This window comes from Primorskyibacter aestuariivivens, from assembly GCF_028023675.1.
GTDB lineage: Bacteria > Pseudomonadota > Alphaproteobacteria > Rhodobacterales > Rhodobacteraceae > Marinovum > Marinovum aestuariivivens.
Genome location: NZ_JAQIOZ010000007.1, coordinates 178,150 through 204,307, shown reverse-complemented (window position 1 = coordinate 204,307; position 26,158 = coordinate 178,150). Strand labels below are relative to the sequence as shown.

Sequence of the window (26,158 nt, the reverse complement as noted above, 5' to 3'; positions counted from 1 at the left end):
CGGACATGAACGAAATCGCCGCAATCAATGCGACTGGGCTCGACATCCAGTCCGAAGACACGATGCCGCATTCCACCGAGGCCGAGCAGCAGCTTCTGGGTGCGATCCTGACCAATAACGACGTCTATGACCGGGTGGCGTCGATCATCGGGCCGCAGCATTTCTATGACCCGGTGCATGCCCGCATCTTCGAGATCGCCGCCGCGCGCATTGCCAAGAACAACCTCGCATCTCCGGTGACGCTCAAGGCGTTCATGGAGGATGACGAGGGGCTCAAGGAACTGGGCGGCGCGGCCTATCTGGCGCGTCTGGCGGGCGCGGCCATTTCCGCCTTTGCGGTGCGTGATTACGCGCAGATGATCTATGACCTTGCGGTGCGCCGCGACCTGATCCGGCTGGGCCATGACATCAGCGCCAAGGCGTCGCGGATGGATGTGGCCTCGGAGCCGCGTGAACAGATCGTCGAGGCCGAGCAGCAGCTCTACAAACTGGCCGAACAGGGCCAGAGCGAGGGCGGCTTTACCTCCTTCCTCAAGGCGGTGACCGATGCGGTCAACGTGGCCAATGCCGCCTATCAGCGCGAGGGCGGGCTGGCCGGTGTGTCCACCGGGCTGATCGACATGGACACCAAGCTGGGCGGCCTTCACCCGTCCGACCTGTTGATCCTTGCCGGGCGTCCGTCGATGGGCAAGACCTCGCTGGCGACCAATATCGCCTTCAACGTGGCCAAGGCCTACAAGCGCGGCAAGAAACCCGACGGCTCCGAGGGCGCGGTGGATGGGGGCGTGGTCGGCTTCTTCTCGCTTGAGATGAGCGCCGAGCAGTTGGCAGGCCGGATCCTGGCCGAAGCCTCGGAGGTTTCCTCGCACAAGATCCGCCAGGGTGACATGGACGAGGTCGAGTTCCGCCGTTTCGTCGAGGCCGCCAAGGCGCTGGAAGCCTGCCCGCTCTTCATCGACGACACCGCAGCGATTCCGATTGCCCAACTCGCGGCCCGCGCGCGGCGGCTCAAGCGGACCCATGGGCTGGATCTTTTGATCGTGGACTACCTGCAGCTTGTGCGCGGCACATCCGACAACCGGGTGCAGGAGATCGGCGAGATTTCCATGGGCCTCAAAGCGATTGCCAAGGAACTGAACATCCCGGTGATTGCGCTCTCGCAGCTGTCGCGCCAGGTGGAAAGCCGCGAGGACAAGCGCCCGCAGCTCTCGGACCTGCGGGAATCGGGCACGATTGAACAGGACGCCGACGTGGTGATGTTCGTGTTCCGCGAAGAATACTACAAGGAACGTGAAAAACCCGGCGATCACGAACTGGACAAGATGGCCGAATGGCAGGAGGCCATGTCGCGCCTGCATGGCAAGGCCGAGGTGATCATCGGCAAACAGCGGCATGGTCCCATCGGTACGGTGGAGCTGTCCTTTGAGAGCCAGTTCACCCGCTTCGGCAATCTTGTGAAACCCTGGCAACAGGGCGGCGGCGGCGAGCAAAACTTCTGACCGGATAATTGAGCAGATGGGCAGGACAGGCAGGAGGCCGGATGCGCGCGACGCATCCGGCCTCATTCAATGTAGGGTGGGCAATTCTGCCCACCGGGCTTTCCGGGGCATCGCCATACCATTTCCCCCTTGACCTCCGCGCGCGCGCGTCTGACTAAGCGGGAATGGCACAGGCAAAGCTTTCCATTGATCTCGACGCGCTGCGCGGCAACTGGCGCGCGCTCAATGACATGACCGGTTGCGAGACCGCCGCCGTGGTCAAGGCCGACGGCTATGGGCTGGGCGCGGCCCGCGTGGCCAAGGCGCTGTCCCGTGAAGGCGCGCGGCGGTTTTTCGTGGCCATTGCCGAGGAAGGCGCCAGCCTGCGCGAGGCGTTGGGTCCCGGCCCCGAGATCTGCGTCTTTTCCGGCCATATGTCGGGCGATACGGATATGATCAACGACCTGTCCCTGACCCCGATGATCAATTCCATCGACCAGATGCTGCGCCATGTCGAGGCGCTGCCCGGTGCGCCTTTTGGCATCCAGCTGGACAGCGGCATGAACCGGCTGGGCATGGAGCCGGGCGAATGGTCGGCGCTGCGCGATATTGCACTGGCGCAGAACCCGGTGCTGATCATGAGCCATCTGGCCTGTGCCGATGAGCCGGATCACGAGATGAACCCGCAGCAACTGCGCGCCTTCCGCGAGATGACCGACGGGATCGACGCGCCCCGCTCGCTCGCCCAGACCGGCGGCATATTGCTGGGGCCGGACTATCATTTCGACGTAACCCGCCCCGGCATCGGGGTTTATGGCGGACTGCCCTTTGTGGACGCGCAGCCGGTGGTGACGCTGGAAATTCCGGTGATCCAGATCCGCGATCTGGAGCCGGGCGAAACCGTGGGATACGGCAACAGTTTCACCGCCACCCGCCCTATTCGTCTGGCCACCATCGCGGGCGGTTATGCGGATGGCATCCACCGCATCATGGGCCCCAGGGCCAGCCTTTTTTCAGGCGAGACGCGCTGCCCCATCGCCGGGCGCATTTCCATGGACCTGATCGGCGTCGATGTGACCGACGCGCCGGAGGTGCCGGATACGCTGGAGCTTCTGGGGCAGCATCAATCGGTGGACACGCTGGCCGATTGGGCGGGCACCATCGGCTATGAAATCCTCACTTCGCTGGGCGCGCGGTACAACCGGGTCTATCGCGGCGGATGAGCGCGGTCCTTTCCCCCCTCGCCGCGCTTGGGCGCACGGTACTGGCGATCCTGGCCTATGTCGGGCGGATCGCGCTGTTTGCGATTGAGGCGGTGAGCCATCTGTTGCGCCCGCCGTTTTACTGGCGCGAGTTTGGCAATGCGCTGATCCAGATCGGCTGGCTGTCGCTACCGGTGGTGGGCATGACAGCGCTGTTCACCGGCGGTGCGCTGGCGCTGCAGATCTACGACGGCGGCGCGCGTTTTCAGGCCGAGTTTGCGGTGCCCTCCATCGTCGCCATCGGCATGGTGCGCGAGCTTGGTCCCGTTCTGGGCGGGCTGATGGTGGCGGCGCGGGTGGCGTCCAGTATTGCCGCCGAGATCGGCACCATGAAAGTCACCGAACAGATCGACGCGCTGGTCACGCTTTCCACCCATCCGATGAAATATCTCACCGTGCCGCGTATGGTCGCGGCGACGCTGGCAGTGCCGGTGCTGGTGGGTGTGGGCGATTCCATCGGCATTTTTGGCGGCTATCTGGTCGGTGTGAACCGGCTGGACTTCAACGCCGCCGCTTACCTGAAGAACACGGTCGATTTCCTTGAATTGTGGGATGTTGTGTCTGGCCTCATCAAGGGTGCGGTCTTTGGCTTTATCGTCGCGATCTGCGGCTGTTTCTTTGGCATGAATTCGGGCCGCGGCGCGCAGGGCGTGGGTCGCGCGACCAAGGCCGCTGTGGTCGCCGCCTCTGTGATGATCCTGGCTGCGAACTATATGCTGACAGAGGTGTTTTTCGCGGCATGATCACACTCACCGATGTCCATAAATCCTTTGGAAACAACCACGTGCTGCGCGGCGTGACCCTGCATGTGCCCAAGGGGCAGTCGATGGTGATCATCGGCGGCTCGGGCACCGGCAAATCGGTGACGATCAAATCGGTGCTGGGGCTGGTGGAACCGGACAAGGGCCAGATCGAGGTGGACGGACGCGATGTGCATCAAGGCGACCGTGATGCGTTCCTTGCCCGCTTTGGAATGCTGTTTCAGGGCGGCGCGCTGTTTGACTCGCTGCCCGTATGGCAAAACGTGGCGTTCCGCCTGCTGCGCGGCGCGCTCAAACGCCCGAGGCCCGAGGCACGCGAGATCGCCATTGAAAAGCTGCGCCGCGTCGGGTTGAAACCCGAGACTGCCGATCTGTTTCCGGCGGAGCTTTCGGGCGGCATGCAAAAACGCGTGGGGCTGGCCCGTGCCATTGCCGCCGAGCCGGAAATCATCTTTTTCGACGAGCCCACCACTGGTCTTGACCCGATCATGTCCGGCGTCATCAACGAATTGATCCGCGAGATCGTGACCGAGATGGGCGCCACCACCATGACCATCACCCATGACATGACAAGCGTTCGCACCATCGCCGACCGGGTTGCCATGCTGCATGACGGGGTGATCCAGTGGGAAGGCCCGATTGGCGAGATGGATGCAGCGGACGATCCTTACCTGCAACAGTTCATCCATGGCCGTGCCGAGGGGCCGATCGAGGCGGTCCGGTGAGCGGGTTCTTTCAGCCCTCTCCGGTGGTGCTGGCGCTCCTGAGCCTGCAAACCTTTTTCTATCTGCCGATCCTGTTCGTTCTGGCCCTCTTCCGAACCGGTGCGGCAAAGGGCGCGGCGCGTTGGCTGGGCTTGTTTTGCGCTGTTCTCGCCGCGCTTGGCACGGCGGCCCATTTCGGCCCGCCCATGCTGGGAATTTACGACGGGCCGCTCCCGATCTATGCGAGCCAGATCACCAAGGCGGGCGGCGGGATGGTCTTGCCCCTCGCGGCCTCGCTGCCGCTTTTGCTGTCGGGCTTTGTAAGCGGGCGGCGCTGGAAATGGGTGGATTGGGCGCATTGGTTGTTGATCGCGGCGCTGCTGGGCCTTTGGGGCTGGACGCGGGTGTTTTGATGCAGGGCTGCTGTAGGGTGGGCATTTCTGCCCACCGTTGCGCCGGGGTCAGGTGGGCAAGACTGCCCACCCTACAGGGAGACTGACATGCGCTGGATCAACCTGTCGCTGCTCATCCTATTTCCCGTGGCGTGGTTCGCGCCGCTTCTGCGTGCAGCACTATTGCCGCTTTTCGGCATGAACGAGATCAGCGTGATCACCGGGTTGCAATCGCTCTGGGGGACAGACGTGATCCTTGCGCTCATCGTGACCGCCTTTGCGCTCTTTGCCCCCTATCTGAAAACTCTTGGCCTCGCTCTGGTGCAGTTTCACCTGCTGGATCGCCGCGCCCTGCCCGTGCTGACCATCCTTGGCAAGCTGGCCATGGCGGATATCTTCCTGATCGCGCTTTATATCACGGTGTCCAAGGGGATCGGCGTGGGCAAGATCGAAACCGCCTGGGGACTGTATCTCTTCACCGCCTGCATTCTTGTGTCGCTGGTCCTCTCGATTGCCGAGAGCCGCTTGGCAAAGCCCGCCGCATCAGGCACTGAATAAGCCATGGCCAAATCCAAAAGCTTCTCCTGTGCCGCCTGCGGCAATGTCACCACCAAATGGTCGGGCCGCTGCGAAGCTTGTGGGGAATGGAACACCATTTCCGAGGATGCCGGGATCAGCGAGGGACCCAAGTCCAGTTCTCTGGGACAGGCGCGGGGCCGTGCGGTCACGTTGACCGATCTGGCCAGTGAAGAAACCCCGCCGCCGCGCACCCATTCCGGCATGGGAGAGCTGGACCGCGTGCTGGGCGGCGGGCTGGTGCCTGCGTCGGCCATCCTGGTGGGCGGCGATCCGGGGATCGGGAAATCCACGCTGCTGTTGCAGGCCGCCGCGCGCTTTGCATCCTCGGGGCTAAAAACCGTCTATATCTCGGGCGAGGAGGCCAGCGCACAGGTGCGCATGCGCGCCCAGCGTCTCGGGCTGCAACAGGCCGATGTGAAACTGGGGGCGGAAACCAACCTGCGCGATATCCTGACCACGCTGGAACAGGAAAAACCGCAGCTGGCGATCATCGATTCGATCCAGACCATGTGGGCCGACAATGTGGGCAGCGCGCCGGGATCGGTGTCGCAGGTGCGTGCGGCCGCCCATGAACTGACCAGCTTTGCCAAGCGCCGCGGGATGTCGGTGATCCTTGTCGGCCACGTGACCAAGGACGGGCAGATCGCTGGGCCGCGCGTGGTCGAGCACATGGTGGATACCGTGCTCTATTTCGAGGGCGAGCGCGGCCATCAGTTCCGCATCCTGCGCGCGGTCAAGAACCGCTTTGGCCCGGCGGATGAGATCGGCGTATTCGAGATGACCGGCGCGGGGCTGTCCGAGGTGACCAACCCCTCGGCGCTGTTCCTGTCCGAACGCGGCACCCCTGCCCCCGGCTCGGTGGTGTTTTCCGGCATCGAAGGGACGCGGCCCGTTCTGGTGGAGTTGCAGGCGCTTGTCGCCCCCTCGCCCCATGCGCAGGCGCGGCGCACGGTGGTGGGCTGGGATGGATCGCGGCTGGCGATGATTCTTGCCGTGCTGGAGGCGCGCTGCGGCATCCCCTTTGCCGGGCTTGATGTGTACCTCAATGTGGCGGGCGGCATGAAAGTCAGCGAACCTGCCGCCGATCTGGCGGTGGCCGCCGCGCTGCTTTCCGCGCGGGAAGACTCCGCCTTGCCAGCCGAAACCGTGGTTTTTGGCGAAATCAGCCTGTCCGGCGCGCTCAGACCCGTGGGTCAGAGCGAAAACAGGTTGAAAGAGGCGGCCAAACTTGGTTTTACAACCGCGATTGTGCCGCAAGGGGGCAAGATGTCCGGTGCGTCCGGTCTCTCGCTCAACCGCATGGGTGATCTGACGGGTTTTGTGGGTGAAGTTTTTGGCGCGGGATAAGCGCCGCAAGTAGGGACAAGAAGGGCAGGACATGGAAGGTTTCACACTGGTAGATGGCATTGTTGCCATTGTGATCGTGCTGTCGGCGCTGCTTGCCTATTCGCGCGGGCTGGTCCGCGAGTTGATGGCAATCGGTGGCTGGATCGCCGCCGCGATCCTCGCCTTTATCTTTGCCCCGCAGGTCGATCCGCTGGTCAAGGAAATCCCCGTCGTAGGCGATTTCATCCGCGACAGTTGTGAGCTGAGCATCATCACCGCTTTTGCCGCCGTCTTTGCCGCTGCGCTGGTCGTGGTGTCGCTCTTTACGCCGCTGTTTTCCTCCATCGTCCAGCGCTCGGCGCTGGGGGGGCTCGATCAGGGGCTTGGGTTCCTGTTCGGCGTGGCGCGCGGCATCCTGCTCGTGGCAATCGTCTTCTTTGTCTATGAGACGGTGATCACCACGCAGGATATTGCGATGATCGACGATTCCCGCTCGGCACAGGTATTCGGCCGCATGACCGCCTCGATCGAGGAACAGGACCCCGAAGCCGCGCTCGGCTGGATCACCCAGCAATATGAGCAGCTCGTGGGTGTCTGCGACGACGGGTCGGAGTAATCTTCAGCGCGTCTGCGCGTCGGGGTCACGCAAGGAACCCGTCCACCGCTTCCATCAACATCTCGAACCCCGGTTCATCCGGCATCAGGATGTGATTGTCGCTGTCCAGCGGCAAAAGCCGCGCATCGGGCAGGTGCTGCATCAGCAGTTGCGCCTGTGAAAACGGGTGAAGGCTGTCGCCCCGGGAATGGGCGACCAGAACCGGGGCTGTGACCTCGGGCAACAACGCCACCACATCAAACCGGGAAATCACGTCGCGGATTTCCACCGCTCGGTCCGGCGTGGCCGAGGCCAGCTGCAGCCGGGCAAAGGCCGCTGCCTGTTCGGGCGAGGAAGACGGCATGAAGAGCGACAAGAAGGATTTCATGTACCCGCCATCGGGCTGCCCCCAGCCCAGCCGCAGCATGGTGCCCATCGCCTCGGCCATGGCGGCACTGCCAGCGTCGGCGCGCACGGCACTTCCTTGTGGATAGCCGCCATAACTCACGATCCGCCGCACCCGGTCGGGATGGCGTGCGGCCACCACACAGCTCACGGCAAGGCTTTGCGAGGCGGCAAAGATATCGAATGTCTCCAGCCCCGCCGCATCCGCCACGGCCAGCAGATCCTCCGCATAGCGCTCCAGCGACGGCGCGCCGCAATCCACATCCGACAGGCCCGTGCCGCGATTGTCATAGCGGATCAGCCGCCGCCCGCGCCCCAGCCGCGCCAGCCACGGCCCCCAAATCGCCGATGTGCGGTCGCGGTCCAGATTGGTCAGCCAATGGCCCGCCCGGATCAGCGGCGGCCCCTCGCCCTCTTCTGCCCATGCAATAAGCGAACCGTCCTCTGAGGCCGTCATGCGCAAAGCCAGCGGCCCGGGCGTGGCTTTGGCCGCAACCGGTTCCGGCGCCTCAATGCTGACTTCGGCCACGCATTGCAGCCCGACCCGCGTGACCGTGCGGATCACCTCCTGTGCCTGTCCTGTGTCCCCCACCGCCGCCCTCGCGCCGCTGATCCGCGCGGCAATCGTCGCCTCGGACACGATGCGCCCGTTCCAGACGGTGTCGATGATCTCGTCGCGGCTTACCACCTCACCGGCACGTTCCAGCAGCATTTCGAGCAAGCGAAACACCTGTGGCTCCAGATGGCACAATGCGCCCTCGCGGCGAAATTCATGACGCTCGGTGTCCAGCACGCAATTGGCAAACACATATCTCATACCCCGCATTAAACGGGCCTTCGCGGCTTTCTCAAAGCCAAAAGGCAAATCCCAAGACAATCCCAAGGAAATCAAAAGCCGCTCTTCAAGCGCAACCCATCTGGCTTTGGCACTCTGGAGACAGATCAGATGAGGAGACACGCCATGACCATCCACCCCGACGAAGACATCCGCCTGCGCCCCGACGGCTCCATCGATACCGCCTATTACATGGCACGCGGCCGCCGCGAACGCAGCCAGCAGGCCCATCGGCTGGCCAAGTCCTGCCTGCCGGAGAAACGCGAACGCCGCTCATTCCTGGGCACGCTGTTTTCATTCTAACCGATCTGGCCGAGCACCCGCGTTCCGGCCTTGCCCGCCGCGCCGAAAAGCCCTTTGGGTTTCTCCGGTGCGGCGGTTTTTGCATGTCAGGGTTGAACTGCGGCCTTCACCGCCGAAAAACCGCGCCCTGCCGCGACCATACGGCCCGAAATCAATTGTGATAGTTCCGTGACATATTCCAATCGAGTGATTAAGTAAGGCGCTAACGCTGCCACGGATTCGGGACCACCTCCTTGACCGACGCTCTTATGCCCCCCGCCCACCCTTTCGATGATGACAAGCTGCGCGAAGAATGCGGCGTCTTTGGCGTGATCGGTGTCACCGATGCGGCCAATTTCGTGGCGCTGGGGCTACACGCCCTGCAACACCGCGGGCAAGAGGCCGGCGGGATCGTCTCCTACCATCCCGACCACGGCTTCAACTCCGCCCGCCGCTTCGGCTATGTGCGCGACAATTTCACCAAGGCCAGCCTGATGGAGACCCTGCCCGGGGCGCTGTCCATCGGCCATGTGCGCTACTCGACCGCAGGCTCCAAAGGCCAGACCGCGATCCGCGATGTGCAGCCGTTCTTTGGCGAGTTTTCCATGGGTGGCGCGGCGATTGCCCATAACGGCAATATCACCAATGCCGACGCGCTGCGCCGCGAACTGATCGAGCGCGGCTCGATCTTTCAGAGCTCAAGCGACAGCGAATGCATCATCCACCTGATGGCGCGGTCGCTGCAACGCAAGGTCCCCGAACGGATGCAGGACGCGCTGCGCCGGGTCGAAGGGGCGTTTTCCGTCGTCGCCATGACCCGCACCAAGCTGATCGGCGTGCGCGACGCACTGGGGGTTCGCCCGCTGGTCATCGGCAAGGTGGGCGATGGCTATGCGCTCTCGTCCGAGACCTGCGCGCTCGACATCATCGGTGCCGAACTGGTCCGCGAGGTCGAGCCCGGCGAAATGGTGGTGATCGAAGAGGGCAAGATCACCTCGCACCGCCCGTTCAACAATGCATCCTCACGCTTCTGCATCTTTGAACATGTCTATTTCTCGCGCCCCGATTCGATCATCGGCGGCCGCTCGGTCTATGAAACCCGCCGCCAGATCGGTGTCGAACTGGCCCGCGAGACACCGGTCGAGGCCGATCTGGTCTGCCCGGTGCCCGACAGCGGCACGCCCGCCGCCATCGGTTTTGCCCATGAGAGCGGCATTCCCTTTGGCATGGGCATCATCCGCAACCAGTATATGGGTCGGACCTTCATCGAGCCCACCGAACAGATCCGCAATATGGGTGTGCGGCTCAAGCTGAACGTGAACCGCGCCCTGATCGAGGGCAAGCGCGTTGTGCTGGTCGACGACTCGGTCGTGCGTGGCACGACCTCGCGCAAGATCAAGGAAATGATACTCGATGCCGGGGCCAAAGAGGTGCATTTCCGCATCGCCAGCCCGCCCACCGCCTGGCCCTGTTTCTACGGTGTGGACACGCCGCAGCGCGAAAAACTCCTTGCCGCGACCATGAGCGAAGAGGAAATGCGCGATCATCTGAATGTCGACAGCCTCAAATTCATCACGCTGGACGGGCTCTACCGCGCCGTGGGCGAGGCTGAGGGCCGCAAGAAAGACTGCCCGCAATATTGCGATGCCTGTTTCTCCGGCGAATACCCGATCACCCCGGCCGACATGATCGAAAAAGGCTTCGAGATGAAGGCGGCGGAATAGATCAGCCAGTTTCCGCCCGCCCTTTCTGCGTTGCAGCAATTTCCCGCTGACCCTGCAAAACAGACCTTTCTGACCCCCATCCCCCCTGCTAGATGCCGCACCGCAGCATTGCCGCCCGGCGACTCACCGGGCTGCTGCGCGACAGAATTGGGGATCGCCATATGGCACAGACAATCGAAATCACCGCCGAGACACGCGCGGCGGCCACGCAAAAGGCGGAATTGCCGCTGATGCAGACCGTGCTTCTGGGCACGATGGACGGGCCATCAGGTCCGCGCGCCATTATCCGCAACGGCTTTGGCGGCGTCGAAACCGTCGGCGTCGGCAGCTACATCAATGGCGGCGAGGTGACGGCCATCCGCGACGATGCGCTCTATCTCTCGCGCGGCGGGCGCGGCCACAAGATGACCATTCCCGGCTCTTGACCCCGGCCAGCGGATCGGAGAGCAACGCGGCCATGATCCGCTTTCGACCGCATCACTTCCTCTGCGCGCTGGGTTTTCAGGGCAAGGGTTACTCCGACAGCTTCACCGCCAATATGGCGCGGCTGGTGCAGGGCACCCTGCGCGCCCCGGGCGGTGACGCGACCCTGATCGAAGTGATCGGTGCCACCGATGACATCTGTGCGCCCTGCCCTAAACGGCGGGGCACACTCTGCACCGCGCAGGATAAGATCGCCCGGCTCGACGCCGCCCATGCACAGGCGCTCGGCCTTCAACCCGGCGACCGGCTGACATGGGGCACGGCACAGGCGCGTATGAAATCCCTGCCCGCCGATATCCATGACCAGATCTGCACGGGCTGCGAATGGAAAGAGCTCGGGTTTTGCGCCGCCGCGCTCCACGTGCTCCAGTCCTGATCTTCTCTGGCTCGCAAGTATCCCGGGGGCTTGGGGGCAGAGCCCCCAAAATCCGCCGCGAAGCGGCTCAGAACAGCGCGCCGACAGGCGCTCAATCCAACAAAGAAAAACCCCGCCCGGACAGAACCGGACGGGGTCACAACCCGAGATCGGGAAAGCGATCAGCCCTTGCGCGCCTTCAGCGCCGCCCAGCCACCGGTCACGACCAGCGCGGCAATCACGGCCTTCACGGCGTCGCCGATCAGGAAGGGTGCCACGAAATAGGCCCAGTAGTAGCTGCCGAAATCCTGTGCGACCCAGCCGCCTTCGAGACCGGTCAGACCGGCGATGGCCATCGGCCAGGCCAGACCCGGAACATAGAGCAGAGCCGCGGCCGCGACGCAGACCAGAGCGGTCGACACAACACCGCGCGCGATGCCTTTTTCAGCGGCAAAGCCCACCATCCAGGCCATACCGACAAAGCCGATCAGGAAACCGGCGGTCGGACCAAAGAAGGCCGCGCCATTCATGGCATTGGCAAAGACCGGCAGGCCCATCGCGCCCTCGGCCAGATAGGCCATCAGGGTGAGCGCACCAAGGCGCGACCCAAAGGTCAGCCCCACGATCAGGATGGCAAGCGTCTGCAGCGTCATCGGCACCGGGAAGAACGGCACCGAGATCTGTGCGGCAATCGCGATGAACAGCGAACCGCCCAGAACCAGCGCGGCATTGGTCAGCAGGCTGCGTTGGCCAAGTGTGGCTTGAGTGAGAGTCATTGGGGCACTCCTTTGCAAGTGTCTCTTGAATTACCGGTTGTTTTGCGGTGCAGCGAAGCTCAAGTCAAGCGGGCTTCCCGACTGTGAGCGCTCACGCCGCCCGCCAAGCCCGGAATTTGCGGGCGCAAATCGCCTCACCCCCGGTCCCGCATCGCCAGCGCATCCGCCGTGGTCAACACATTGCCCGCATAGCCCCAGGACCCGCTGCACACCTCGTGTATGCGCACCGAGGTCCCGCCCATGATCGTCTCGCCCGCCACGTCGCCAAATGCTTTTGTGACATTGCGGATGATTTGCGCCTTTTCCCCGTCGGAAAAAACACCTTCGAGCACCTGAATGTCTATTATCGAGGGCATGAGGCCTGCTGTCCTTCCCTGTCCGTCAGGCACCAGACTAGCGCCTGCGCCAGCCATCGGCAAAGCCAGTTTTCCACCGCCCCCCATTGACCTTTTTGGCAAAGCGGCACAAACCCGGCCCATGACCGAGAAAACAGCCCTCATCACCGGTGCCTCCCGCGGGCTTGGCGCCGCCCTGGCCGAAAAACTAGCCCCCACCCATCACGTGATCGCCGTGGCGCGCACCACCGGCGCGCTTGAGGAACTGGATGACCGTATTCAGGCGGAGGGCCACAAGGCCACGCTCGCGCCCATGGACATCACGACCGAGGCCGCGATGGCGCAGCTCTGCCGGGGGATCTTTGACCGCTGGGGCAAGCTCGATATCTGGTGTCACACCGCCATTCACGCGGCTCCTCTGACCCCTGCCGATCATCTGGACATGAAGGACTGGCAGAAAAGCATCGACGTGAACGTGACTGCTGTCGGTCGGCTGATCCCCTTTGTCGCGCCGCTTCTGGGCACCGAGGGTCAGGCAGTGTTCTTTGACGACCCCCGCGCGGGTGAAAAATTCTTTGGTGCCTACGGCGCGACCAAGGCGGCCCAGATCGCGCTGGCGCGGTCCTGGGCCACCGAGACCGAAAACAGCGGGCCGAAAGTGCACGTGGTGCAACCCGACCAGATGCCCACCGGCACCCGCGCGCGGTTCTTCCCTGGTCAGGTCGCGTCCGAACTGTCCAGTGCCAAGGCAGAGGCGGAAAAGGTCCTTGCCCTGCTCTGATACGCCGCGCCAGGGCTTGCCGGTTTGGAACTGCTTTATTGAATAGGGAATAACCCCGGGACGTACCGGAGATCCGGCCATGGGCGCTCAGATGTGGCGCGTCCGGGCAAAACCGCGATTTCGGCCTCGACCGGACTTGATTTCGCTGCGGGGCGGAGGATGCGAGCAACCTGCCCCGTCAGCCGATCACGAAACATCCGGCATGTCATGTTGCAGGCTGCGTCCAGAAAACGGAAACGACATTGCACGCAACGCTTAGTGTTTCGTTCTCAACCCGCATCTGCCGGTAGATCGTCAAACACGGCCTGCTGGCTCTCCATCTTCGTCTGAATCGCCTTCATAAGATCCTCCGGGCGCAGCATGCCACCATTCCAGGTTGCGATCTGGTCAAGTCCGTCGGCGACCGTGTGGTCGCGCGCATAGGTCAGCGCCTTTTTGATACCGGCGATGGCGAGAGGCGATTTCGCGGCAATGTCGCGCGCCATCTCCATCGCCGCGAAAATGGTGGCCTCGCGACCGGAATGCACGGCATTGACGACGCCCCAGCCCATCGCTTCTTCTGCTGAAAACCGCCGCCCGGTATAGGCCAACTCGCGCACAACCCCGGGCGCCATCAGTTTGGGCAGACGTTGCAGCGTGCCAACGTCGGCGGCCATGCCGATATGGATTTCCTCGATCCCGAAAGAGGCGTCGGCGCTGGCGATGCGGATATCACAGGCGCTGATCAGGTCGACCCCACCGCCGAGGCATGCCCCGTGAATGGCAGCGATGACCGGAACACGGGCGGTTTCAAGACTGTTGAGCGACCTCTGCAGCTTGAGCACCAAATTGCGCAAGGCATAGGCCGCGCGCCCCGGTTCCTCGCGCGTCAGCTGTAAAATACCCTCGAACGCGGCCAGATCCATGCCACTGGTGAAATGCTTGCCACGGCCAGACAGCACCATCACCCGCACGCCCGGATCTGCGTCAAGTGCCGCGGCGATCACCGGCAAGTCTTCCCAGAAGGCCGATGTCATGCTGTTGGCCATGTCAGGATTGTTCATCTCGACATGCGCGATGCCGTCACTCAGCGAGACATTGAAATAGCTGCTTGGGGGAAGGTCGGACATGGGGCGCTCCGTCAACTTTCAGTAGGTCCGTCTCGGTCATAACATTGGACCCTGCACATCGGTGAATGTCCACCTGATGTGCATACTCATGGGGCAGTGGCCACGAACCGGCGTCGATTCTGCCCCCGGGCGCTTGGCGCAGAGGGCAGTTTCGCACCGCATTGCCAACACTCGGCCCGGACTTCTCCGGTGCCCGGCCCCGAGGCGCGCCGAAAACCCGCGAAACCCGCTTTCCAGGTGGCGGCGACTTGCCCCCCGCCCCGTGCTGACGTAATCAGGGCCGGAGCAATCAGGGGGCTTCATGCGCATTCTCATCACCAATGACGACGGCATCAACGCGCCCGGGCTTCAGGTGCTCGAAGAGATCGCGACAGAGCTTGCCGGACCGACGGGCGAGGTTTGGGTGGTGGCCCCCGCATTCGAGCAATCGGGCGTGGCGCATTGCATCTCCTACACCCACCCAATGATGGTCTCGCAGATGGACGAACGCCGCTTTGCGACCGAGGGCAGCCCGGCCGATTGCGTTCTGGTGGGCCTGCATGACGTGATGAAGGACGCGCGCCCCGATCTGGTGCTGTCGGGTGTGAACCGGGGCAACAATTCGGCCGAAAACGCGCTCTATTCCGGCACCTTGGGCGGTGCGATGGAAGCGGCCTTGCAGGGGTTGCCCGCGATGGCGCTGTCGCAATATTACGGCCCTGGCAACGTGAGCGCGGCAGATCCGTTCGAAGCCGCCCGTGTCCATGGCGCGGCCACGGTGCGCGCGGTGCTTGATGCGGGGCTGGAAAACGGATCGGATTACCAGCTGTTCTACAACATCAACTTCCCGCCCGAGACCGCCGCCAATGTGCGCGGCACCCGCGCCGTACCGCAGGGCATCCGCCGGGGCACCAGTTTCTCGGTCGAACCGCATCTGTCGCCCTCGGGCCGCCGCTTCATGTGGATCCGGGGCGGCGACCAGCGCGCGCCGGTTGGCGCGGATACCGATGCGGGCGTCAATCTCGATGGCTATATCTCGGTCACGCCGATGCGCGCGGACCTGACGGCGCATGATGCGCTGGCCGCGCTTCAGGACGGGCTGAAAGGCACCATTGCATGAGCAGCGATGCCGAACGCAAGATGCAGTTTCTCTACGCGCTGCGTTCCAAGGGTGTCACCGATGCCCGTGTGCTGACCGCCATGGAAAAGACCGACCGCGCCGAATTCGTTCAGGGCGGTGTCTTTGCCGACCGCGCCTATGAGGACATGCCGCTGCCGATTGCCTGCGGACAGACCATCTCGCAACCTTCGGTCGTGGGGCTGATGACCCAGGCGCTGGAGGTCACCCCGCGGGACAAGGTGCTGGAGGTGGGCACAGGCTCGGGCTATCAGGCGGCGATCCTCAGCCACCTTGCGCGCCGGGTCTATACCGTGGACCGCCATAAACGGCTGGTGCAGGGCGCGCGCGCCATATTCGACAAGCTCGACCTGACCAATATCACCGCCTTTACCGCCGATGGCTCCTTTGGCCTGCCCGATCAGGCCCCGTTTGACCGCATCATCGTGACCGCCGCCGCCGAAGACCCGCCCGGCCCCCTGCTGGCGCAGCTGCGCGTGGGCGGCATCATGGTGGTGCCGGTGGGCCAGTCCGACGCGGTGCAAAGCCTCATTCGTGTGCGCCGCGCCGAAGATGGGCTGCATTATGACGAGTTGCGCCCGGTGCGCTTTGTTCCATTGGTCGAAGGACTTGGGCGCGACGGATGAGTCGTGTATAACCCCTGCAATCTGTAAATCCGGGTCAACCGGATGGATATTGAGGAAGTCGAGATGTTGTTTTCTGTCCCCCGCAAACCCTTTGTCGTGGCGCTGTCCGCGCTGGTCCTGACGACGGCATGCAACACCAGCACGCTGGATTTCGACATGCGTGGCAAGATGGGCAGCCGCTTTGACACCTCCGAGGCCGCCCGAAACGCCACCGCAAACCGGCCAAGACCCGATGAACGCGGGATAATTTCCTATCCCTCCTATCAGGTTGCGGTGGCGCGCCGGGGCGACACGCTGGGCAGGCTGGCCACGCGCATCGGCATCAACCCCGCCGATCTGGCACGCTTCAACGGGATGCAGCCGGACGATCCGCTGCGCGCGGGCGAGATTGTCGCCCTGCCCTACAAGGTCGCCGAACCTGCCGGTGGGCCGATCCGTCCCGAGGGCGAGGTGGACATCACCGAGATTGCCGGGGCCGCCATCGACAACGCCGCCGCGACGCCGGTGGAAACAAGCGAACTTCCGCCGGTACAGACCGGCGCGGAACCGGTCCGCCACAAGGTCGAACGTGGCGAGACGGCCTATACCATCGCGCGTCTCTATGGCGTCTCCGTGCGGGCGCTGGCCGACTGGAACGGGCTGGACCGCGAGTTTACCGTGCGCGAGGGGCAGTACCTGTTGATCCCCACGGTGCGCCAGAGCGCCGCCATTGACGAGGCCAACACCTCCGAGCCGGGCGCAGGATCACCCACGCCGACCCCGCCAAGCGCGGCGCAACCCCTGCCCACGGAAACGCCGCAACCGGCGGCGACCCCGGTCGCGACCCCGCCCTCGCCCGATCTGGGCAAGGAGCAAAAGCCCAAACCGGCCAGCTCGGCACGGATGCAGATGCCCCTGACCGGCACGATCATCCGAGAATATTCCAAGGGTAGGAATGACGGGATCGACATTTCCGCCAGCGCCGGAACCGCGGTCAAGGCCGCCGCTGCGGGAACCGTGGCCGCCATCACTGCCGACGCGGATCAGGTGCCGATCATCGTGATCAAGCACCCCGACAATGTGCTGACGGTCTATGCCAATGTGGACGCGATCTCAGTCAAGAAAGGCCAGTCCGTGAGCCGTGGCCAGACCATCGCCAAGCTGCGCGCGGGCGACGCGTCCTACCTGCATTTCGAGGTGCGCGAAGGGTTCGAAAGCGTCGATCCGATGCCCTACCTGCGCTAAGGCGCACGCCCCCGCGAGACCCGTGTCGGGCGGTTACATGCCGCCCGCCGCCCAGATCGCGCCGCGCCGGATCATTTCGGTGACCTGCGGCACTCTCAAGTCGTCAAGCTCGTGCCCGATGGAGCAATAGAACACCCGCCCCTTGTCCCAGCGCCGTGTCCATGTGACCGGGATCACCGTGCCTTCGATCCACCACAGGTGATCACCGGAAAAGGTGGTGGTGGCCAGCACGTTGTTCGACGGATCGGTGAGCATGTAATATTGCTCGGACCGGATGCGGAAACTGCGGATACCTTCGACCAGCGGATGATCGGGCTGACAGATCGTGACGTCATAGTCGATGTAATCCTCGACCGGTTGCAGATTGTCAGGCCAGCCCGGCGGATGCGCCACGAATTGCCCGCCGATCAGGAAATGATACGTGGGCCGGTCGCGGAACGCGTCACCCATATGCCCGTGCCACCCGGCAAGACCACAGCCTTCGCCGATCAGCTTCAGCAGCCCGTCTTCCTGCGGCTTGGTCATGTTGCCAAATTCTTCGCGATGCCCGGACCGGGCCGAGGACCAGATCGGTGTGATCAGGTCGAGATCGGCCAGCTCCTCGGGCCGCTCCAGCGGTTCCAGCGTGTCATAGACATCGACCGTAAAGCCGTTGGCCTCCAGCAGGTCCTTGTACCAATCGGCAAAGGCGGTGGGGTTGTGGCCTTCCCAGCCTCCGACAAAAAGTGCTGCTTTCATGAGCTTTCCCCTCGCATGTAATTCAGGATCGAGGCCATGTCGCGGGCACCAAATCCCTTTGCCTCGGCCTGTTTGAGAATGTCCAATGTGCTCAGCCCCTGCGGCATGTCGGTGCCCAGCCTGCGGGCCAGATCGGCGGTGACCTCCATATCCTTGCGCGCCAGCGCCACGGTAAAGGTCACCTCATGCCCCGCCTCGTCGAGATAGAGCGGGCGGCGGTATTTCAGCATCGGCGCACAGGCGGCAGAGGCCTCGATCACGTCAAAGGCGGCCTCGGGCGCGATACCGGCTGCCTCGGCCAGCGTCATCGCTTCGGCCAGGGTCTGGTTGATGCCATGGATCAGCGAGTTGACTGCAAGTTTCATCACCGCACCCGCGCCACTGGCGCCAAGGCAGATGGTTTGTTTGCCCATGGCGTCAAAGAGCGGTTTCAGCGGTGCGGCAGTGACCGCATCGCAGCCCGCCATGATCATCAGCTGCGCCTGTGCCGCCGCCTGTGTCGCGCCGGACACGGGTGCGTCGATCACGCGCGTCCCGGCGGGCGCTTCTGCCACCAGACGGGCGATGTGATCGGGGCTCATCGTGCCCATTTCCACGAATGTCCGCGTGCCACCTGCGAAAAGCCCGTCAGGACCCAGATGCACCGCCTCGGAGGACGGATCATCGGCCAGCATGGTCACGACCACATCCGCCACGTCCGAGAGCGCGCGGGGGCTCTCCGCCACCGCGCAGCCCAGCTCATCCGCCAGGGCCCGCGCCTTGTCAGGCGTCCGGTTCCACAGCGTCAGCTCAAACCCGGCACGTGACAGGTTGCGCGCCATATGCGCGCCCATCCGCCCCAGCCCGGCAAAGCCTGCGCGCATCAGGCGACCTTGTCGCCGCCGATGCCGGAAATCGCCTGGATCAGGTTGTCCTCGGTCACTTCCTCGGAGGTAAAGGTCCGGGTGATCCGGCCCGAATACATCGCCACGATGCGGTCGGAGACATGCAGCACTTCGGGCATTTCCGAGCTGATCACGATCACCGCATAGCCCTGCGCGGCCAGTTCGCGCAGCAGGTTGTGAATCTCGGCCTTGGAACCCACGTCGATGCCGCGCGTGGGTTCGTCCACGATCAGCACATTGGGATGCATCGACAGCCATTTGCCAATGACGATCTTTTGCTGGTTGCCGCCCGACAGGTTGCCGACCTGCTGTTTCCAGCCCGGTGTGCGGATATCAAGCTTATCCCGATAGAGATCGAAGATCGCGATTTCCGCGCCGTCTGCCACGAAAGGCCCGGCCTTGAGGTCATCGACCTGCGGCAGGGTCATATTGTCCCGGCAGTTCATGCCCAGCACCAGCCCCTGCCCCTTGCGGTCCTCGGGGACCAGAGAAATGCCCTTTTCAATCGCATCATAGGGCGAATTGATGGACACCACTTCACCGTCCAGAAGGATCGTGCCCCCGGTGGGGTTGCGCAGCCCGAACAGCGTTTCGGCAATCTCGGTCCTTCCCGCGCCAACCAGCCCGTAAAAGCCCACGACTTCGCCGCGACGCACTTCGAAGCTGACATTCTGGAACAGCTTGCCGCAGCTCAGGTCGCGCACTTCCAGTGCCACATTGCCCAGCTCATGATGGGATTCATTGCGCGACAGGTCGAGCTTGCGCCCGATCATCATCTGCGTCACGCCCTCTTCGTTGGTGTCGGCGGTGTTGACGGTGCCCTGATACTGGCCATCGCGCAAAACGCTGATCCGGTCGGTGATCTTGAAGATCTCTTCCATCCGGTGCGAGATATAGGCGATGCCCACACCCTGCGCCTGAAGGTCCGCGATCACTTCGAAGAGCACGATTTTTTCCGCATCGGTCAGCGACGCGGTCGGTTCGTCAAAGATCACCGCCTTGGCGTCCACGGTCAGTGCGCGAGCGATCTCGACCATCTGCTGATTGGCGATGGAAAGATCGCCGACCCGCGTCTTGGCGTTGAAACCCACCTTGAGCTTTTCAAGGATCGCGTTGGTCTTGGCCTCAAGCTCGGCCCAATCGACCAGCCCGAAACGTTTGCGCGGCAACTCACCCAGATAGATGTTTTCCGCGACGCTCAACTCATCGGCCAGGCTCAGTTCCTGGTGGATAAAGACGATGCCCTTGGCCTTGGCGTCCAGCGGGCCGGACATGACGACCGGCTCTTCGCTGACGATGATCTGGCCCTCGTCGGGCTGGTGAATGCCACCCAGTACTTTCATCAGGGTGGATTTCCCGGCACCGTTTTCGCCCATGAGCGCATGAACCTCGCCGGGCAGGATTGTCAGGGACACACCATCAAGGGCGCGCACACCGGGGAAGGTCTTGACGATGCCTTCCAGGCGCAGAACGGGTGTTGGATCACTCATACCTTCAACTCCTCTTTGCCTTTCACGTTGAGCTGCCGGTCAAGGAACAGCACCGCGATCAGGATCAGGCCAATCACAAGGTTCACGGTCGAGGTGTCCGCACCCAGATGGGCCAGACCCTTGCGCAAGAGCTGGATGGCAACGACGCCGCCAAAGGTCGAGATGATGGACCCCGCCCCGCCGGTCAGCTTGGTGCCGCCCAGCACAACCGCCGTGATCACCCACAGCTCGTACAGTTCACCGTCATTGGGGTTCACCGAACCGCTTTCCGAGTAGAAGACAATTGCCGACAACGCGGCCAGAAAGCCGATGATCATGAAGTTGATCATCATATGCGGCCCGACCCGGATACCGGCATTGACCGCCGCTTCGCGGTTGTTGCCGATGGCATAGGCGTTGCGCCCATGCACGGTGCGCGTCATCAGGAACCAGATCGCCAGCGTGACCGCCAGAAGGAACCATGTCGCCGTGTGCAGGCCAAGGAACTGCGCCTCGGCGAAATCGACCAGCGTCCAGTTCAGGTGGCTGGTGGGTTGCTCGCCATTATACATGAAGACCAAACCGCGATAGCCCAGCATGGCCCCCAGCGTCACGATGAAGGCGTCGACACCGGTTTTCCACACGATCAGCCCGTTGATTGCCCCCAGCACCACACCGCTCAGCAGCGCCAGAGCCCATGCCACCGGGATCACCATGTCGCCAAGGCCCTCAAAGGCCGGCCATGTCATGCTGTCGAGCAGCACGATGGCGGCGATGGCATAGATCGCGCCCACGCTCAGGTCGATATTGCCGTTGATCATGACGATGGTCATGCCCATGGCGATGATGCCGATCGGGGCGGATTGCTTGAACAACAACAGCATGTTGTCAGCATCCATGAAGGCCTTGTCACTCACCGACAGGAATTCACCCGCGACCGAGAAGAAGATCAGCTCGAAGACGATAAAGCCCCAGATGGCACCGCCCTTGAGATATTTTGAAAGCTGCCCTGCTTGCATTGTCTTTCCCCCTTACGCGATCGGCGACCAAAGCTTGCCGCGCTTGGCTGCGATATCGAGCCAGACAGCAAGGATGATGATGACCCAGGTCACGACGAACTGGACATAGAACTGCAACCCGACCAGCAGCAGGCCATTGGTGATGAAACCGAGGATCAGAACCCCGATGACGGTCTTGAAGATGGTGCCGGAGCCGCCCAGAAGCGACGCGCCGCCAAGGATGACCGCTGCCAGAACCTCAAGCTCAAGCCCCTGTCCCACGGTGTTTTGCGAACCCAGCGAGCGGGATGCCTGAAGCAGGCCCGCGGTGGCCACGCAGAAGGCACTGATGATGTAGCACATGAACACCACCCGCGCGCGACGCACGCCCGAGAATGTCGCCGCCGTGCCATTACCACCCACCGCATAGACCTTGCGGCCAAACGGCGTCTTGGCCAGCACGACGCCAAGGACGAGCGCCAGAAGCAGGAAGATCAGGATCGGCACCGAGATGCCCGCAATGTCCCCCTGGCCGAAGACGGAAAACCACGTTCCTTCCTTGTCGGCGATATCCATGTTCTTGCCGCCCGAATAGGTCAGCGTCAGGCCGTGAATGGCCGACAGCATGCCGAGCGTGACGATCAGTGAGTTCAGCTTCAGGAACGCCACAAGGAAGCCGATGAAGGCCCCCAGTGCCAGCGTCATGGCAAACATCGTCGGAATGGCCAGTGTCGGCCCGATCTTGTCGTGCAGATCAAGGACCACGATGGTCGAAAAGGACATCATCGACCCCACCGAAAGGTCGAGATTGCCGCTGATCACCACAAAGGTCACGCCAAGCGCCATGACCCCGAGGATCGCGGATGAGCGTACGACGCCCATGATATTGTCGGGATCAATGAAGCGCGGATTTGCGATCGTGAAACCGATGATGAACAGCGCAAAGGCGACAAGAATGCCTTGCCGCGCCAGGAACCCGCCGATCTGTGACTTGGTCAACCCTGCCATGAATGTACCTCCCCTTTCGCCCCTTCGGGCGCATATCATACCAGCGTCATGCCGCCGTCGATCATCACGATCTGACCTGTCATGTAATCGCTGTCTTTCGACGCCAGAAAGGTCGTCGTGCCGGTGATGTCCTCGGGCCGGGCCACGCGGCCCTTGAGGATCTCGGCGGAAAACTCTTCCATTGCCTGCCCCGGTCGTTCGGCTGCGCCGATGGCCATCAGGTCCTGATCGACCTGTTCCCACATCTCTGTGGCCACCACGCCCGGCGCAAAGCCTGTCACGGTGATATCATGTTTGGCCAGATCCCGCGCGCCCGATTGCGTCAGCGAGACAACCCCGAATTTCGAGGCACAGTACGGTGCCACATTGTCAAAGCCCTGTCGGCTGGCAATCGATGCAGTGTTGATGATCTTGCCGAATGTGCCCTGACGAATAAACTGCTGGGCGGCTTCCTGCATCCCGATGAGACAGCCCAGTCCGTTCACATCATTGATAAAGCGCCAGTTTTCTTCGGTCACATCGAGAAAGTTCATCGGCTTGTTCACGCCGGCATTGTTGAATTTCACATCCAGCTTGCCGAACTGTCCGACCGTGTGGTCGATCATCGCGCGCACCTGCGCCCGGTCGGTTACATCCACTTTGAAATGGGTGACTTTGCCACCTCCTTGCGCGGCACGTTCGGCATTCGCCTTGGCCACTTCGGCGACCTTGTCGCCATTGATATCCGCGAAACAGACATCGGCACCTTCATCAAGCAGTGCCTCGCCAATGGCACGCCCAATACCCTGGGCAGCGCCCGTAACAATGCAGGAACGACCGGCAACACGGGACATGACGCCCTCCCCAGTTTTTTGACAAATCAAGAAAAAACGGACGCGGCATATGCCGCGCCCGTCGTAACAAGCGTGTCTTAGAAGACCGGCTTGGTGAAGTCGCCCATGTTGTCCTGGGTGATCTTCGGCGTGTCGAAGTAGTTCAGGAAGGGCAGTTCCTTGCCTTCGAGGGTTTCGATGGCGGTTTTCAGAGCCGCTTTGGCGTCATCCACGGGCGACTGGTAGATCGACCCCCAGTATTCGCCACGCTCCATGGCCTCGTAGCCCACGGCAAAGTTGGTCGCGCCGACAAAGATGATGCCTTCGCGGCCCGCGGCCTTGGCGGCGTTCAGAGCGCCAACGCCCATGTTGTCGTCACCGGCATAGACGCCGTCGATGTCGTCATACTTGACGAGGAAGGCTTCCATGACTTTCTGCGACTTCTCGCGGTTCCAGTCGCCGGGCTGCTTGTCGATCTGCTCTACGTTCGGGCAGACCTCGGGAAGACGGTCGTCAAAGCCTTTGGCACGCTCGATGGCAGTGGTGTAGCCGGGCTGGCCGGTGATGTGCACAACCTTGGCTTCGTTCTCGATACCCATGGCCTTGAACTTGTCGCACATGATTTCGGCCGAGCGCTTGCCCTGGGTGATGTTGTCGGGACCGGAGAAGGACGCGACAAAGTCAAAGCCCGCTTCGGCAATGTTCGAGTTGGTCACGATGACCGGAATGCCCGCATTATGCGCTTTACGCACCGCCGGGATCACCGCTTCGCCGTTGGTCGGCCAGATGATGATGGCGTCAACTTCCTGCTGGATGAGGTCTTCCATCTGCGCGATCTGACGGGCAACGTCGCCACCGGCGTCCAGAACAACCGCTTCGACATTCTCGTTGGCTTCAGCGGCTTCGATAAAGGCTTTTTCGTATGTGGTCTGATAGCTGTCCACACCGACGTTGTTTTGCGTGATGCCGATGGTCATGGTTTCGGCAGTCGCCGCGCCAGCCAGGAACATGGCGGTGGTCGCAGCAAGGGTCATACGCAGTTTCATTCGGGTTTCCTCCCAGATAATGACGTGTTGGTCTTGATCTCCCGGACGCCCCTCCCGGGCGCCGCTTCATCCCCCGATATACCGGGCGATTGCATGTAGAGTGCCGACTCCCGCCCGCCCAAAATGTACAAAATATATCCGATATGAACTTTTATATATCCATTTTGGATGCATAGGGCATACCCTTTGGCTGTCACTTTGGACATTTTCGGAAGGAGCCGATGTGAACGATTCCAATTCATCCAGATCGGACAGGAACCCACCATCCATAACGCGCCATACTGGCGGAAGGTCTCATTCACTCATGAACGCCATGGCAGGACATAAGCAAAGCGCAAAGGGGTCGCCACAGGCGAATGCCGAGCCGCTGGCGATATTGTCCTTTCTGGAAGATTTGAGTGACGAGCTGGAATCCTCGCTGGATATTGTTGCGCCCAACGCGCATCTGCGCATGGCTCTGCATCTCATCGAGGGGCATTTCGAAGCCAAGACCATCACCCCCACCTCCCTGATCGGGGCAAGCCGTGTGCCCTATGCCACGGCGAATCGCCGGATGAAGGAGATGATCGAGGCGGGATTGATCGAACAGCGCCCGCGCACCAAGACCGGCAAAAGCTTTTCCATGCATCCCAGCGACAAGCTCCTGGCGCAGTGGATGCAGCTGTCGGGCCGCGTGCAGCGCCTTGCCCAGACGCGGTTCGCGGGCCTGTCGGGGACGCAGGAAGGCCGCGACTATTACTTTGGCGGCAGCTATTCCGCCGCCAAATCCATTCCGCCGCTGAGCGTGCGTTCGGAGCCGCTCAAGGTCTCGGGCGGGCTGCGGGTGCTGGTGCATGGCGACCCGACCTTCATGGTGATGGACAATCTAAAGCGCCAGTTCGAGCAGGTGATCGGCACCGGGATCAGCCAGCGCGCCTTTTCCATCGACCGGCTGCGCGAAGAAGCGCTGCGCAACGCCGAACGCCCCAACAGCCAATATGATATTATCGCGGTGGATTTGCCGTGGGTTGGCGAATTCGCTGACAAGAATGTGCTGATGCCGCTGGATCAGGTCATGGACCTCGCCAGGCTGGACCCGGCGGACTTTCACACCGCTGGCTGGAAAGCCACGCATTGGGGCGGACGTCCCTATGGCGTGCCGGCGCAAACCACGCCGGAGCTGCTGTTCTATCGCCGGGACATGTTTGCCGAGGCCGGGCTGGAGCCGCCCGCCACGACCGACGCGCTCTTGCAGGCCGCCGAGACACTGCATGACCCGCGCCATGGGCGCTATGGCATTGCATGGAACGCCGCGCGTGGCACGGCGCTTGGCCATACGGTTTTGATGACCATGGCGGATTTCGGCCAGCCCGTGGTCAACCTGCCTGAAATCGCCGGTGGGTTTGAAACGGATCATCTGGCCGATCGCGATTACCACGCGACCATAGATACCGAAGCGGGTCTGAGGGCGGCTGAGTTCCTGCTGGAGCTTCTGAAATATTCACCGCCCGATATCCTGTCGATGTCATGGTATGAGCGGGTCCGCCCCTACGCGGCGGGCAAGATCGCGATGGCCTATGGCTACACGCTTCTGGCCCCCTATTTCGAACTGGACGAAAATTCGCCCGCCAATGGCCAGACCGGATACCTGCCGCATCCCTCGGGCCCCGGCGCGAAACAGGTGGCCCCGGTCGGTGGATATGCCATGGGCATTCCCGCCAACCTTGCCCCCGAACGGGTGCCTGCGGCGGTCGAGGCGCTCAAAGTCTTCACATCACCCGAGGCGCAGAAACTCTATGTCCAGAACGGCAGCCGCACCAATCCGCGTTATTCCGTCGGCTCCGACCCGGAGGTGCGCCGCGCCTCGCCGATTTTCGAGGCCGTGGACGCCATGTCCTGGCGCGACGAGCTGCAATTCTGGCCGCGCCCGCCGGTTCCCGAATTCTGCGGGCTGATCCAGATCTGCGGCGAAGAATTTCACGACATGCTGCGGGGCTTCACGACCCCGCGCGAAGCCTTGCGCGCCGCCCAGTCCCGGGCGGATGCCTTGATAATACCAAACAGAACACTGTGAC

At 62.7% G+C, this 26,158-nt stretch carries 28 protein-coding genes; 17 read left to right on the top strand and 11 right to left on the bottom strand.

The genetic code is table 11. The annotated features are described in order from the left end of the window. Nucleotides 1-5: 5 nt before the first annotated feature. The 8 genes from PGB28_RS10040 (at nt 6) to PGB28_RS10005 (ending at nt 7,118) form a co-directional block, all read left to right on the top strand. Nucleotides 6-1,499, top strand: coding sequence for a replicative DNA helicase (locus PGB28_RS10040; RefSeq protein WP_271421382.1), 1,494 nt, complete (start codon nt 6-8; stop codon nt 1,497-1,499). Between the two features lie 164 nt (nt 1,500-1,663). Continuing rightward, nucleotides 1,664-2,701, top strand: coding sequence for an alanine racemase (alr, locus tag PGB28_RS10035; RefSeq protein ID WP_271421381.1), 1,038 nt, complete (start codon nt 1,664-1,666; stop codon nt 2,699-2,701). Then, nucleotides 2,698-3,483: an MlaE family ABC transporter permease gene (locus PGB28_RS10030; protein WP_271421380.1), complete on the top strand. Its 786-nt coding sequence runs from the start codon at nt 2,698-2,700 to the stop codon at nt 3,481-3,483. The genes alr and PGB28_RS10030 overlap by 4 nt, the downstream gene beginning before the upstream one ends. Next, nucleotides 3,480-4,226 (top strand): ABC transporter ATP-binding protein, encoded by a 747-nt coding sequence (locus PGB28_RS10025; RefSeq protein WP_271421379.1) that lies wholly within the window; start codon nt 3,480-3,482, stop codon nt 4,224-4,226. Before PGB28_RS10030 ends, PGB28_RS10025 begins: the two co-directional genes overlap by 4 nt. After that, nucleotides 4,223-4,618 (top strand): hypothetical protein, encoded by a 396-nt coding sequence (locus tag PGB28_RS10020; protein ID WP_271421378.1) that lies wholly within the window; start codon nt 4,223-4,225, stop codon nt 4,616-4,618. The genes PGB28_RS10025 and PGB28_RS10020 overlap by 4 nt, the downstream gene beginning before the upstream one ends. A gap of 87 nt (nt 4,619-4,705) precedes the next feature. Then, the gene (locus PGB28_RS10015) at nt 4,706-5,155 is read left to right on the top strand and encodes a paraquat-inducible protein A (protein WP_271421377.1); all 450 of its coding nucleotides are present in this window, start codon (nt 4,706-4,708) and stop codon (nt 5,153-5,155) included. 3 nt (nt 5,156-5,158) lie between these two features. After that, nucleotides 5,159-6,523: a DNA repair protein RadA gene (gene radA / locus PGB28_RS10010; RefSeq protein ID WP_271421376.1), complete on the top strand. Its 1,365-nt coding sequence runs from the start codon at nt 5,159-5,161 to the stop codon at nt 6,521-6,523. A gap of 31 nt (nt 6,524-6,554) precedes the next feature. Next, nucleotides 6,555-7,118: a CvpA family protein gene (locus PGB28_RS10005; protein WP_271421375.1), complete on the top strand. Its 564-nt coding sequence runs from the start codon at nt 6,555-6,557 to the stop codon at nt 7,116-7,118. Between the two features lie 25 nt (nt 7,119-7,143). Here the strand turns inward: PGB28_RS10005 and PGB28_RS10000 are convergent, their stop codons facing one another. Next, nucleotides 7,144-8,319 carry an alpha/beta fold hydrolase gene (locus PGB28_RS10000; RefSeq protein ID WP_271421374.1) on the bottom strand — a complete coding sequence of 392 codons (1,176 nt, stop codon included), beginning with the start codon at nt 8,317-8,319 and terminating at the stop codon, nt 7,144-7,146. Between the two features lie 144 nt (nt 8,320-8,463). Here PGB28_RS10000 and PGB28_RS09995 point away from each other — a divergent pair, with 144 nt between their 5' ends. The 4 genes from PGB28_RS09995 to PGB28_RS09980 all read left to right on the top strand — a co-directional run bounded on the left by PGB28_RS09995 (nt 8,464) and on the right by PGB28_RS09980 (nt 11,202). Next, entirely contained in the window at nt 8,464-8,640 is a 177-nt protein-coding gene (locus PGB28_RS09995; protein WP_271421373.1) for a hypothetical protein, read from the top strand. Between the two features lie 248 nt (nt 8,641-8,888). Beyond that, nucleotides 8,889-10,343: an amidophosphoribosyltransferase gene (gene purF, locus PGB28_RS09990; RefSeq protein WP_271421454.1), complete on the top strand. Its 1,455-nt coding sequence runs from the start codon at nt 8,889-8,891 to the stop codon at nt 10,341-10,343. Between the two features lie 161 nt (nt 10,344-10,504). Next, nucleotides 10,505-10,768, top strand: a complete 264-nt coding sequence (locus PGB28_RS09985) for an amidophosphoribosyltransferase (protein WP_271421372.1) — start codon at nt 10,505-10,507, stop codon at nt 10,766-10,768. A 32-nt stretch (nt 10,769-10,800) separates the two neighbouring features. Beyond that, nucleotides 10,801-11,202 carry a DUF1284 domain-containing protein gene (locus PGB28_RS09980; RefSeq protein ID WP_271421371.1) on the top strand — a complete coding sequence of 134 codons (402 nt, stop codon included), beginning with the start codon at nt 10,801-10,803 and terminating at the stop codon, nt 11,200-11,202. 161 nt (nt 11,203-11,363) lie between these two features. Here PGB28_RS09980 and PGB28_RS09975 read toward each other — a convergent pair whose 3' ends face one another. Together PGB28_RS09975 and PGB28_RS09970 are read right to left on the bottom strand one after the other, a co-directional pair. Further along, nucleotides 11,364-11,957 (bottom strand): biotin transporter BioY, encoded by a 594-nt coding sequence (locus tag PGB28_RS09975; protein WP_271421370.1) that lies wholly within the window; start codon nt 11,955-11,957, stop codon nt 11,364-11,366. Between the two features lie 134 nt (nt 11,958-12,091). Further along, nucleotides 12,092-12,313, bottom strand: a complete 222-nt coding sequence (locus tag PGB28_RS09970; protein WP_271421369.1) for a tautomerase family protein — start codon at nt 12,311-12,313, stop codon at nt 12,092-12,094. Nucleotides 12,314-12,434: 121 nt separating this feature from the next. Between PGB28_RS09970 and PGB28_RS09965 the strand changes: the two genes are divergently transcribed. Further along, a complete protein-coding gene (locus PGB28_RS09965) occupies nt 12,435-13,073 on the top strand; it encodes an SDR family NAD(P)-dependent oxidoreductase (protein WP_271421368.1) in 639 nt (212 codons plus the stop codon). Between the two features lie 269 nt (nt 13,074-13,342). Here the strand turns inward: PGB28_RS09965 and PGB28_RS09960 are convergent, their stop codons facing one another. After that, nucleotides 13,343-14,182 carry a crotonase/enoyl-CoA hydratase family protein gene (locus PGB28_RS09960; RefSeq protein WP_271421367.1) on the bottom strand — a complete coding sequence of 280 codons (840 nt, stop codon included), beginning with the start codon at nt 14,180-14,182 and terminating at the stop codon, nt 13,343-13,345. A gap of 301 nt (nt 14,183-14,483) precedes the next feature. On the opposite strand from PGB28_RS09960, the gene surE reads away from it, so the two are divergent. From surE to PGB28_RS09945, 3 genes are read left to right on the top strand one after another with little or no spacing between them, the layout of a single operon-like run. Beyond that, the gene (surE, locus tag PGB28_RS09955) at nt 14,484-15,281 is read left to right on the top strand and encodes a 5'/3'-nucleotidase SurE (protein ID WP_271421366.1); all 798 of its coding nucleotides are present in this window, start codon (nt 14,484-14,486) and stop codon (nt 15,279-15,281) included. Further along, nucleotides 15,278-15,925, top strand: coding sequence for a protein-L-isoaspartate(D-aspartate) O-methyltransferase (locus PGB28_RS09950; RefSeq protein WP_271421365.1), 648 nt, complete (start codon nt 15,278-15,280; stop codon nt 15,923-15,925). The genes surE and PGB28_RS09950 overlap by 4 nt, the downstream gene beginning before the upstream one ends. Nucleotides 15,926-15,967: 42 nt before the next feature. Then, nucleotides 15,968-17,149: a LysM peptidoglycan-binding domain-containing M23 family metallopeptidase gene (locus tag PGB28_RS09945; RefSeq protein ID WP_271421364.1), complete on the top strand. Its 1,182-nt coding sequence runs from the start codon at nt 15,968-15,970 to the stop codon at nt 17,147-17,149. Nucleotides 17,150-17,182: 33 nt separating this feature from the next. Here PGB28_RS09945 and PGB28_RS09940 read toward each other — a convergent pair whose 3' ends face one another. The 7 genes from PGB28_RS09940 to PGB28_RS09910 all read right to left on the bottom strand — a co-directional run bounded on the left by PGB28_RS09940 (nt 17,183) and on the right by PGB28_RS09910 (nt 24,104). Beyond that, nucleotides 17,183-17,887 carry a ThuA domain-containing protein gene (locus PGB28_RS09940; RefSeq protein ID WP_271421363.1) on the bottom strand — a complete coding sequence of 235 codons (705 nt, stop codon included), beginning with the start codon at nt 17,885-17,887 and terminating at the stop codon, nt 17,183-17,185. After that, complete coding sequence (locus PGB28_RS09935) at nt 17,884-18,750, bottom strand: NAD(P)-dependent oxidoreductase (protein WP_271421362.1); 867 nt, start codon at nt 18,748-18,750, stop codon at nt 17,884-17,886. Before PGB28_RS09935 ends, PGB28_RS09940 begins: the two co-directional genes overlap by 4 nt. Continuing rightward, nucleotides 18,750-20,261, bottom strand: a complete 1,512-nt coding sequence (locus PGB28_RS09930; protein ID WP_271421361.1) for a sugar ABC transporter ATP-binding protein — start codon at nt 20,259-20,261, stop codon at nt 18,750-18,752. The genes PGB28_RS09935 and PGB28_RS09930 overlap by 1 nt, the downstream gene beginning before the upstream one ends. Beyond that, complete coding sequence (locus PGB28_RS09925; RefSeq protein ID WP_271421360.1) at nt 20,258-21,259, bottom strand: ABC transporter permease; 1,002 nt, start codon at nt 21,257-21,259, stop codon at nt 20,258-20,260. The genes PGB28_RS09930 and PGB28_RS09925 overlap by 4 nt, the downstream gene beginning before the upstream one ends. A gap of 12 nt (nt 21,260-21,271) precedes the next feature. Continuing rightward, on the bottom strand, nt 21,272-22,246 hold the full coding sequence (locus PGB28_RS09920) for an ABC transporter permease (RefSeq protein ID WP_271421359.1): 975 nt from the start codon (nt 22,244-22,246) through the stop codon (nt 21,272-21,274). A gap of 35 nt (nt 22,247-22,281) precedes the next feature. Then, complete coding sequence (locus PGB28_RS09915) at nt 22,282-23,079, bottom strand: SDR family oxidoreductase (RefSeq protein WP_271421358.1); 798 nt, start codon at nt 23,077-23,079, stop codon at nt 22,282-22,284. A gap of 77 nt (nt 23,080-23,156) precedes the next feature. Then, nucleotides 23,157-24,104, bottom strand: coding sequence for a sugar ABC transporter substrate-binding protein (locus tag PGB28_RS09910; RefSeq protein ID WP_271421357.1), 948 nt, complete (start codon nt 24,102-24,104; stop codon nt 23,157-23,159). A 304-nt stretch (nt 24,105-24,408) separates the two neighbouring features. Here PGB28_RS09910 and PGB28_RS09905 point away from each other — a divergent pair, with 304 nt between their 5' ends. Further along, a complete protein-coding gene (locus PGB28_RS09905) occupies nt 24,409-26,157 on the top strand; it encodes an ABC transporter substrate-binding protein (RefSeq protein ID WP_271421356.1) in 1,749 nt (582 codons plus the stop codon). Nucleotide 26,158: the final 1 nt, after the last annotated feature.

What these genes read in the sequence shown, in the direction of transcription:
- PGB28_RS10000 (WP_271421374.1), bottom strand. Translation starts at nt 8,319, where the DNA reads ATGAGATATGTGTTTGCCAATTGCGTGCTGGACACCGAGCGTCATGAA.
- PGB28_RS09935 (WP_271421362.1), bottom strand. Translation starts at nt 18,750, where the DNA reads ATGCGCGCAGGCTTTGCCGGGCTGGGGCGGATGGGCGCGCATATGGCG.
- alr (WP_271421381.1), top strand. Translation starts at nt 1,664, where the DNA reads ATGGCACAGGCAAAGCTTTCCATTGATCTCGACGCGCTGCGCGGCAAC.
- PGB28_RS09965 (WP_271421368.1), top strand. Translation starts at nt 12,435, where the DNA reads ATGACCGAGAAAACAGCCCTCATCACCGGTGCCTCCCGCGGGCTTGGC.
- PGB28_RS10025 (WP_271421379.1), top strand. Translation starts at nt 3,480, where the DNA reads ATGATCACACTCACCGATGTCCATAAATCCTTTGGAAACAACCACGTG.
- PGB28_RS09915 (WP_271421358.1), bottom strand. Translation starts at nt 23,079, where the DNA reads ATGTCCCGTGTTGCCGGTCGTTCCTGCATTGTTACGGGCGCTGCCCAG.
- PGB28_RS09975 (WP_271421370.1), bottom strand. Translation starts at nt 11,957, where the DNA reads ATGACTCTCACTCAAGCCACACTTGGCCAACGCAGCCTGCTGACCAAT.
- PGB28_RS10040 (WP_271421382.1), top strand. Translation starts at nt 6, where the DNA reads ATGAACGAAATCGCCGCAATCAATGCGACTGGGCTCGACATCCAGTCC.
- surE (WP_271421366.1), top strand. Translation starts at nt 14,484, where the DNA reads ATGCGCATTCTCATCACCAATGACGACGGCATCAACGCGCCCGGGCTT.
- PGB28_RS09905 (WP_271421356.1), top strand. Translation starts at nt 24,409, where the DNA reads ATGAACGCCATGGCAGGACATAAGCAAAGCGCAAAGGGGTCGCCACAG.
- PGB28_RS10015 (WP_271421377.1), top strand. Translation starts at nt 4,706, where the DNA reads ATGCGCTGGATCAACCTGTCGCTGCTCATCCTATTTCCCGTGGCGTGG.
- PGB28_RS09945 (WP_271421364.1), top strand. Translation starts at nt 15,968, where the DNA reads ATGGATATTGAGGAAGTCGAGATGTTGTTTTCTGTCCCCCGCAAACCC.
- PGB28_RS09925 (WP_271421360.1), bottom strand. Translation starts at nt 21,259, where the DNA reads ATGCAAGCAGGGCAGCTTTCAAAATATCTCAAGGGCGGTGCCATCTGG.
- PGB28_RS09995 (WP_271421373.1), top strand. Translation starts at nt 8,464, where the DNA reads ATGACCATCCACCCCGACGAAGACATCCGCCTGCGCCCCGACGGCTCC.
- PGB28_RS09970 (WP_271421369.1), bottom strand. Translation starts at nt 12,313, where the DNA reads ATGCCCTCGATAATAGACATTCAGGTGCTCGAAGGTGTTTTTTCCGAC.
- radA (WP_271421376.1), top strand. Translation starts at nt 5,159, where the DNA reads ATGGCCAAATCCAAAAGCTTCTCCTGTGCCGCCTGCGGCAATGTCACC.
- PGB28_RS10030 (WP_271421380.1), top strand. Translation starts at nt 2,698, where the DNA reads ATGAGCGCGGTCCTTTCCCCCCTCGCCGCGCTTGGGCGCACGGTACTG.
- purF (WP_271421454.1), top strand. Translation starts at nt 8,889, where the DNA reads ATGCCCCCCGCCCACCCTTTCGATGATGACAAGCTGCGCGAAGAATGC.
- PGB28_RS09980 (WP_271421371.1), top strand. Translation starts at nt 10,801, where the DNA reads ATGATCCGCTTTCGACCGCATCACTTCCTCTGCGCGCTGGGTTTTCAG.
- PGB28_RS09940 (WP_271421363.1), bottom strand. Translation starts at nt 17,887, where the DNA reads ATGAAAGCAGCACTTTTTGTCGGAGGCTGGGAAGGCCACAACCCCACC.
- PGB28_RS09930 (WP_271421361.1), bottom strand. Translation starts at nt 20,261, where the DNA reads ATGAGTGATCCAACACCCGTTCTGCGCCTGGAAGGCATCGTCAAGACC.
- PGB28_RS09910 (WP_271421357.1), bottom strand. Translation starts at nt 24,104, where the DNA reads ATGAAACTGCGTATGACCCTTGCTGCGACCACCGCCATGTTCCTGGCT.
- PGB28_RS09920 (WP_271421359.1), bottom strand. Translation starts at nt 22,246, where the DNA reads ATGGCAGGGTTGACCAAGTCACAGATCGGCGGGTTCCTGGCGCGGCAA.
- PGB28_RS09960 (WP_271421367.1), bottom strand. Translation starts at nt 14,182, where the DNA reads ATGTCCGACCTTCCCCCAAGCAGCTATTTCAATGTCTCGCTGAGTGAC.
- PGB28_RS09950 (WP_271421365.1), top strand. Translation starts at nt 15,278, where the DNA reads ATGAGCAGCGATGCCGAACGCAAGATGCAGTTTCTCTACGCGCTGCGT.
- PGB28_RS10005 (WP_271421375.1), top strand. Translation starts at nt 6,555, where the DNA reads ATGGAAGGTTTCACACTGGTAGATGGCATTGTTGCCATTGTGATCGTG.
- PGB28_RS09985 (WP_271421372.1), top strand. Translation starts at nt 10,505, where the DNA reads ATGGCACAGACAATCGAAATCACCGCCGAGACACGCGCGGCGGCCACG.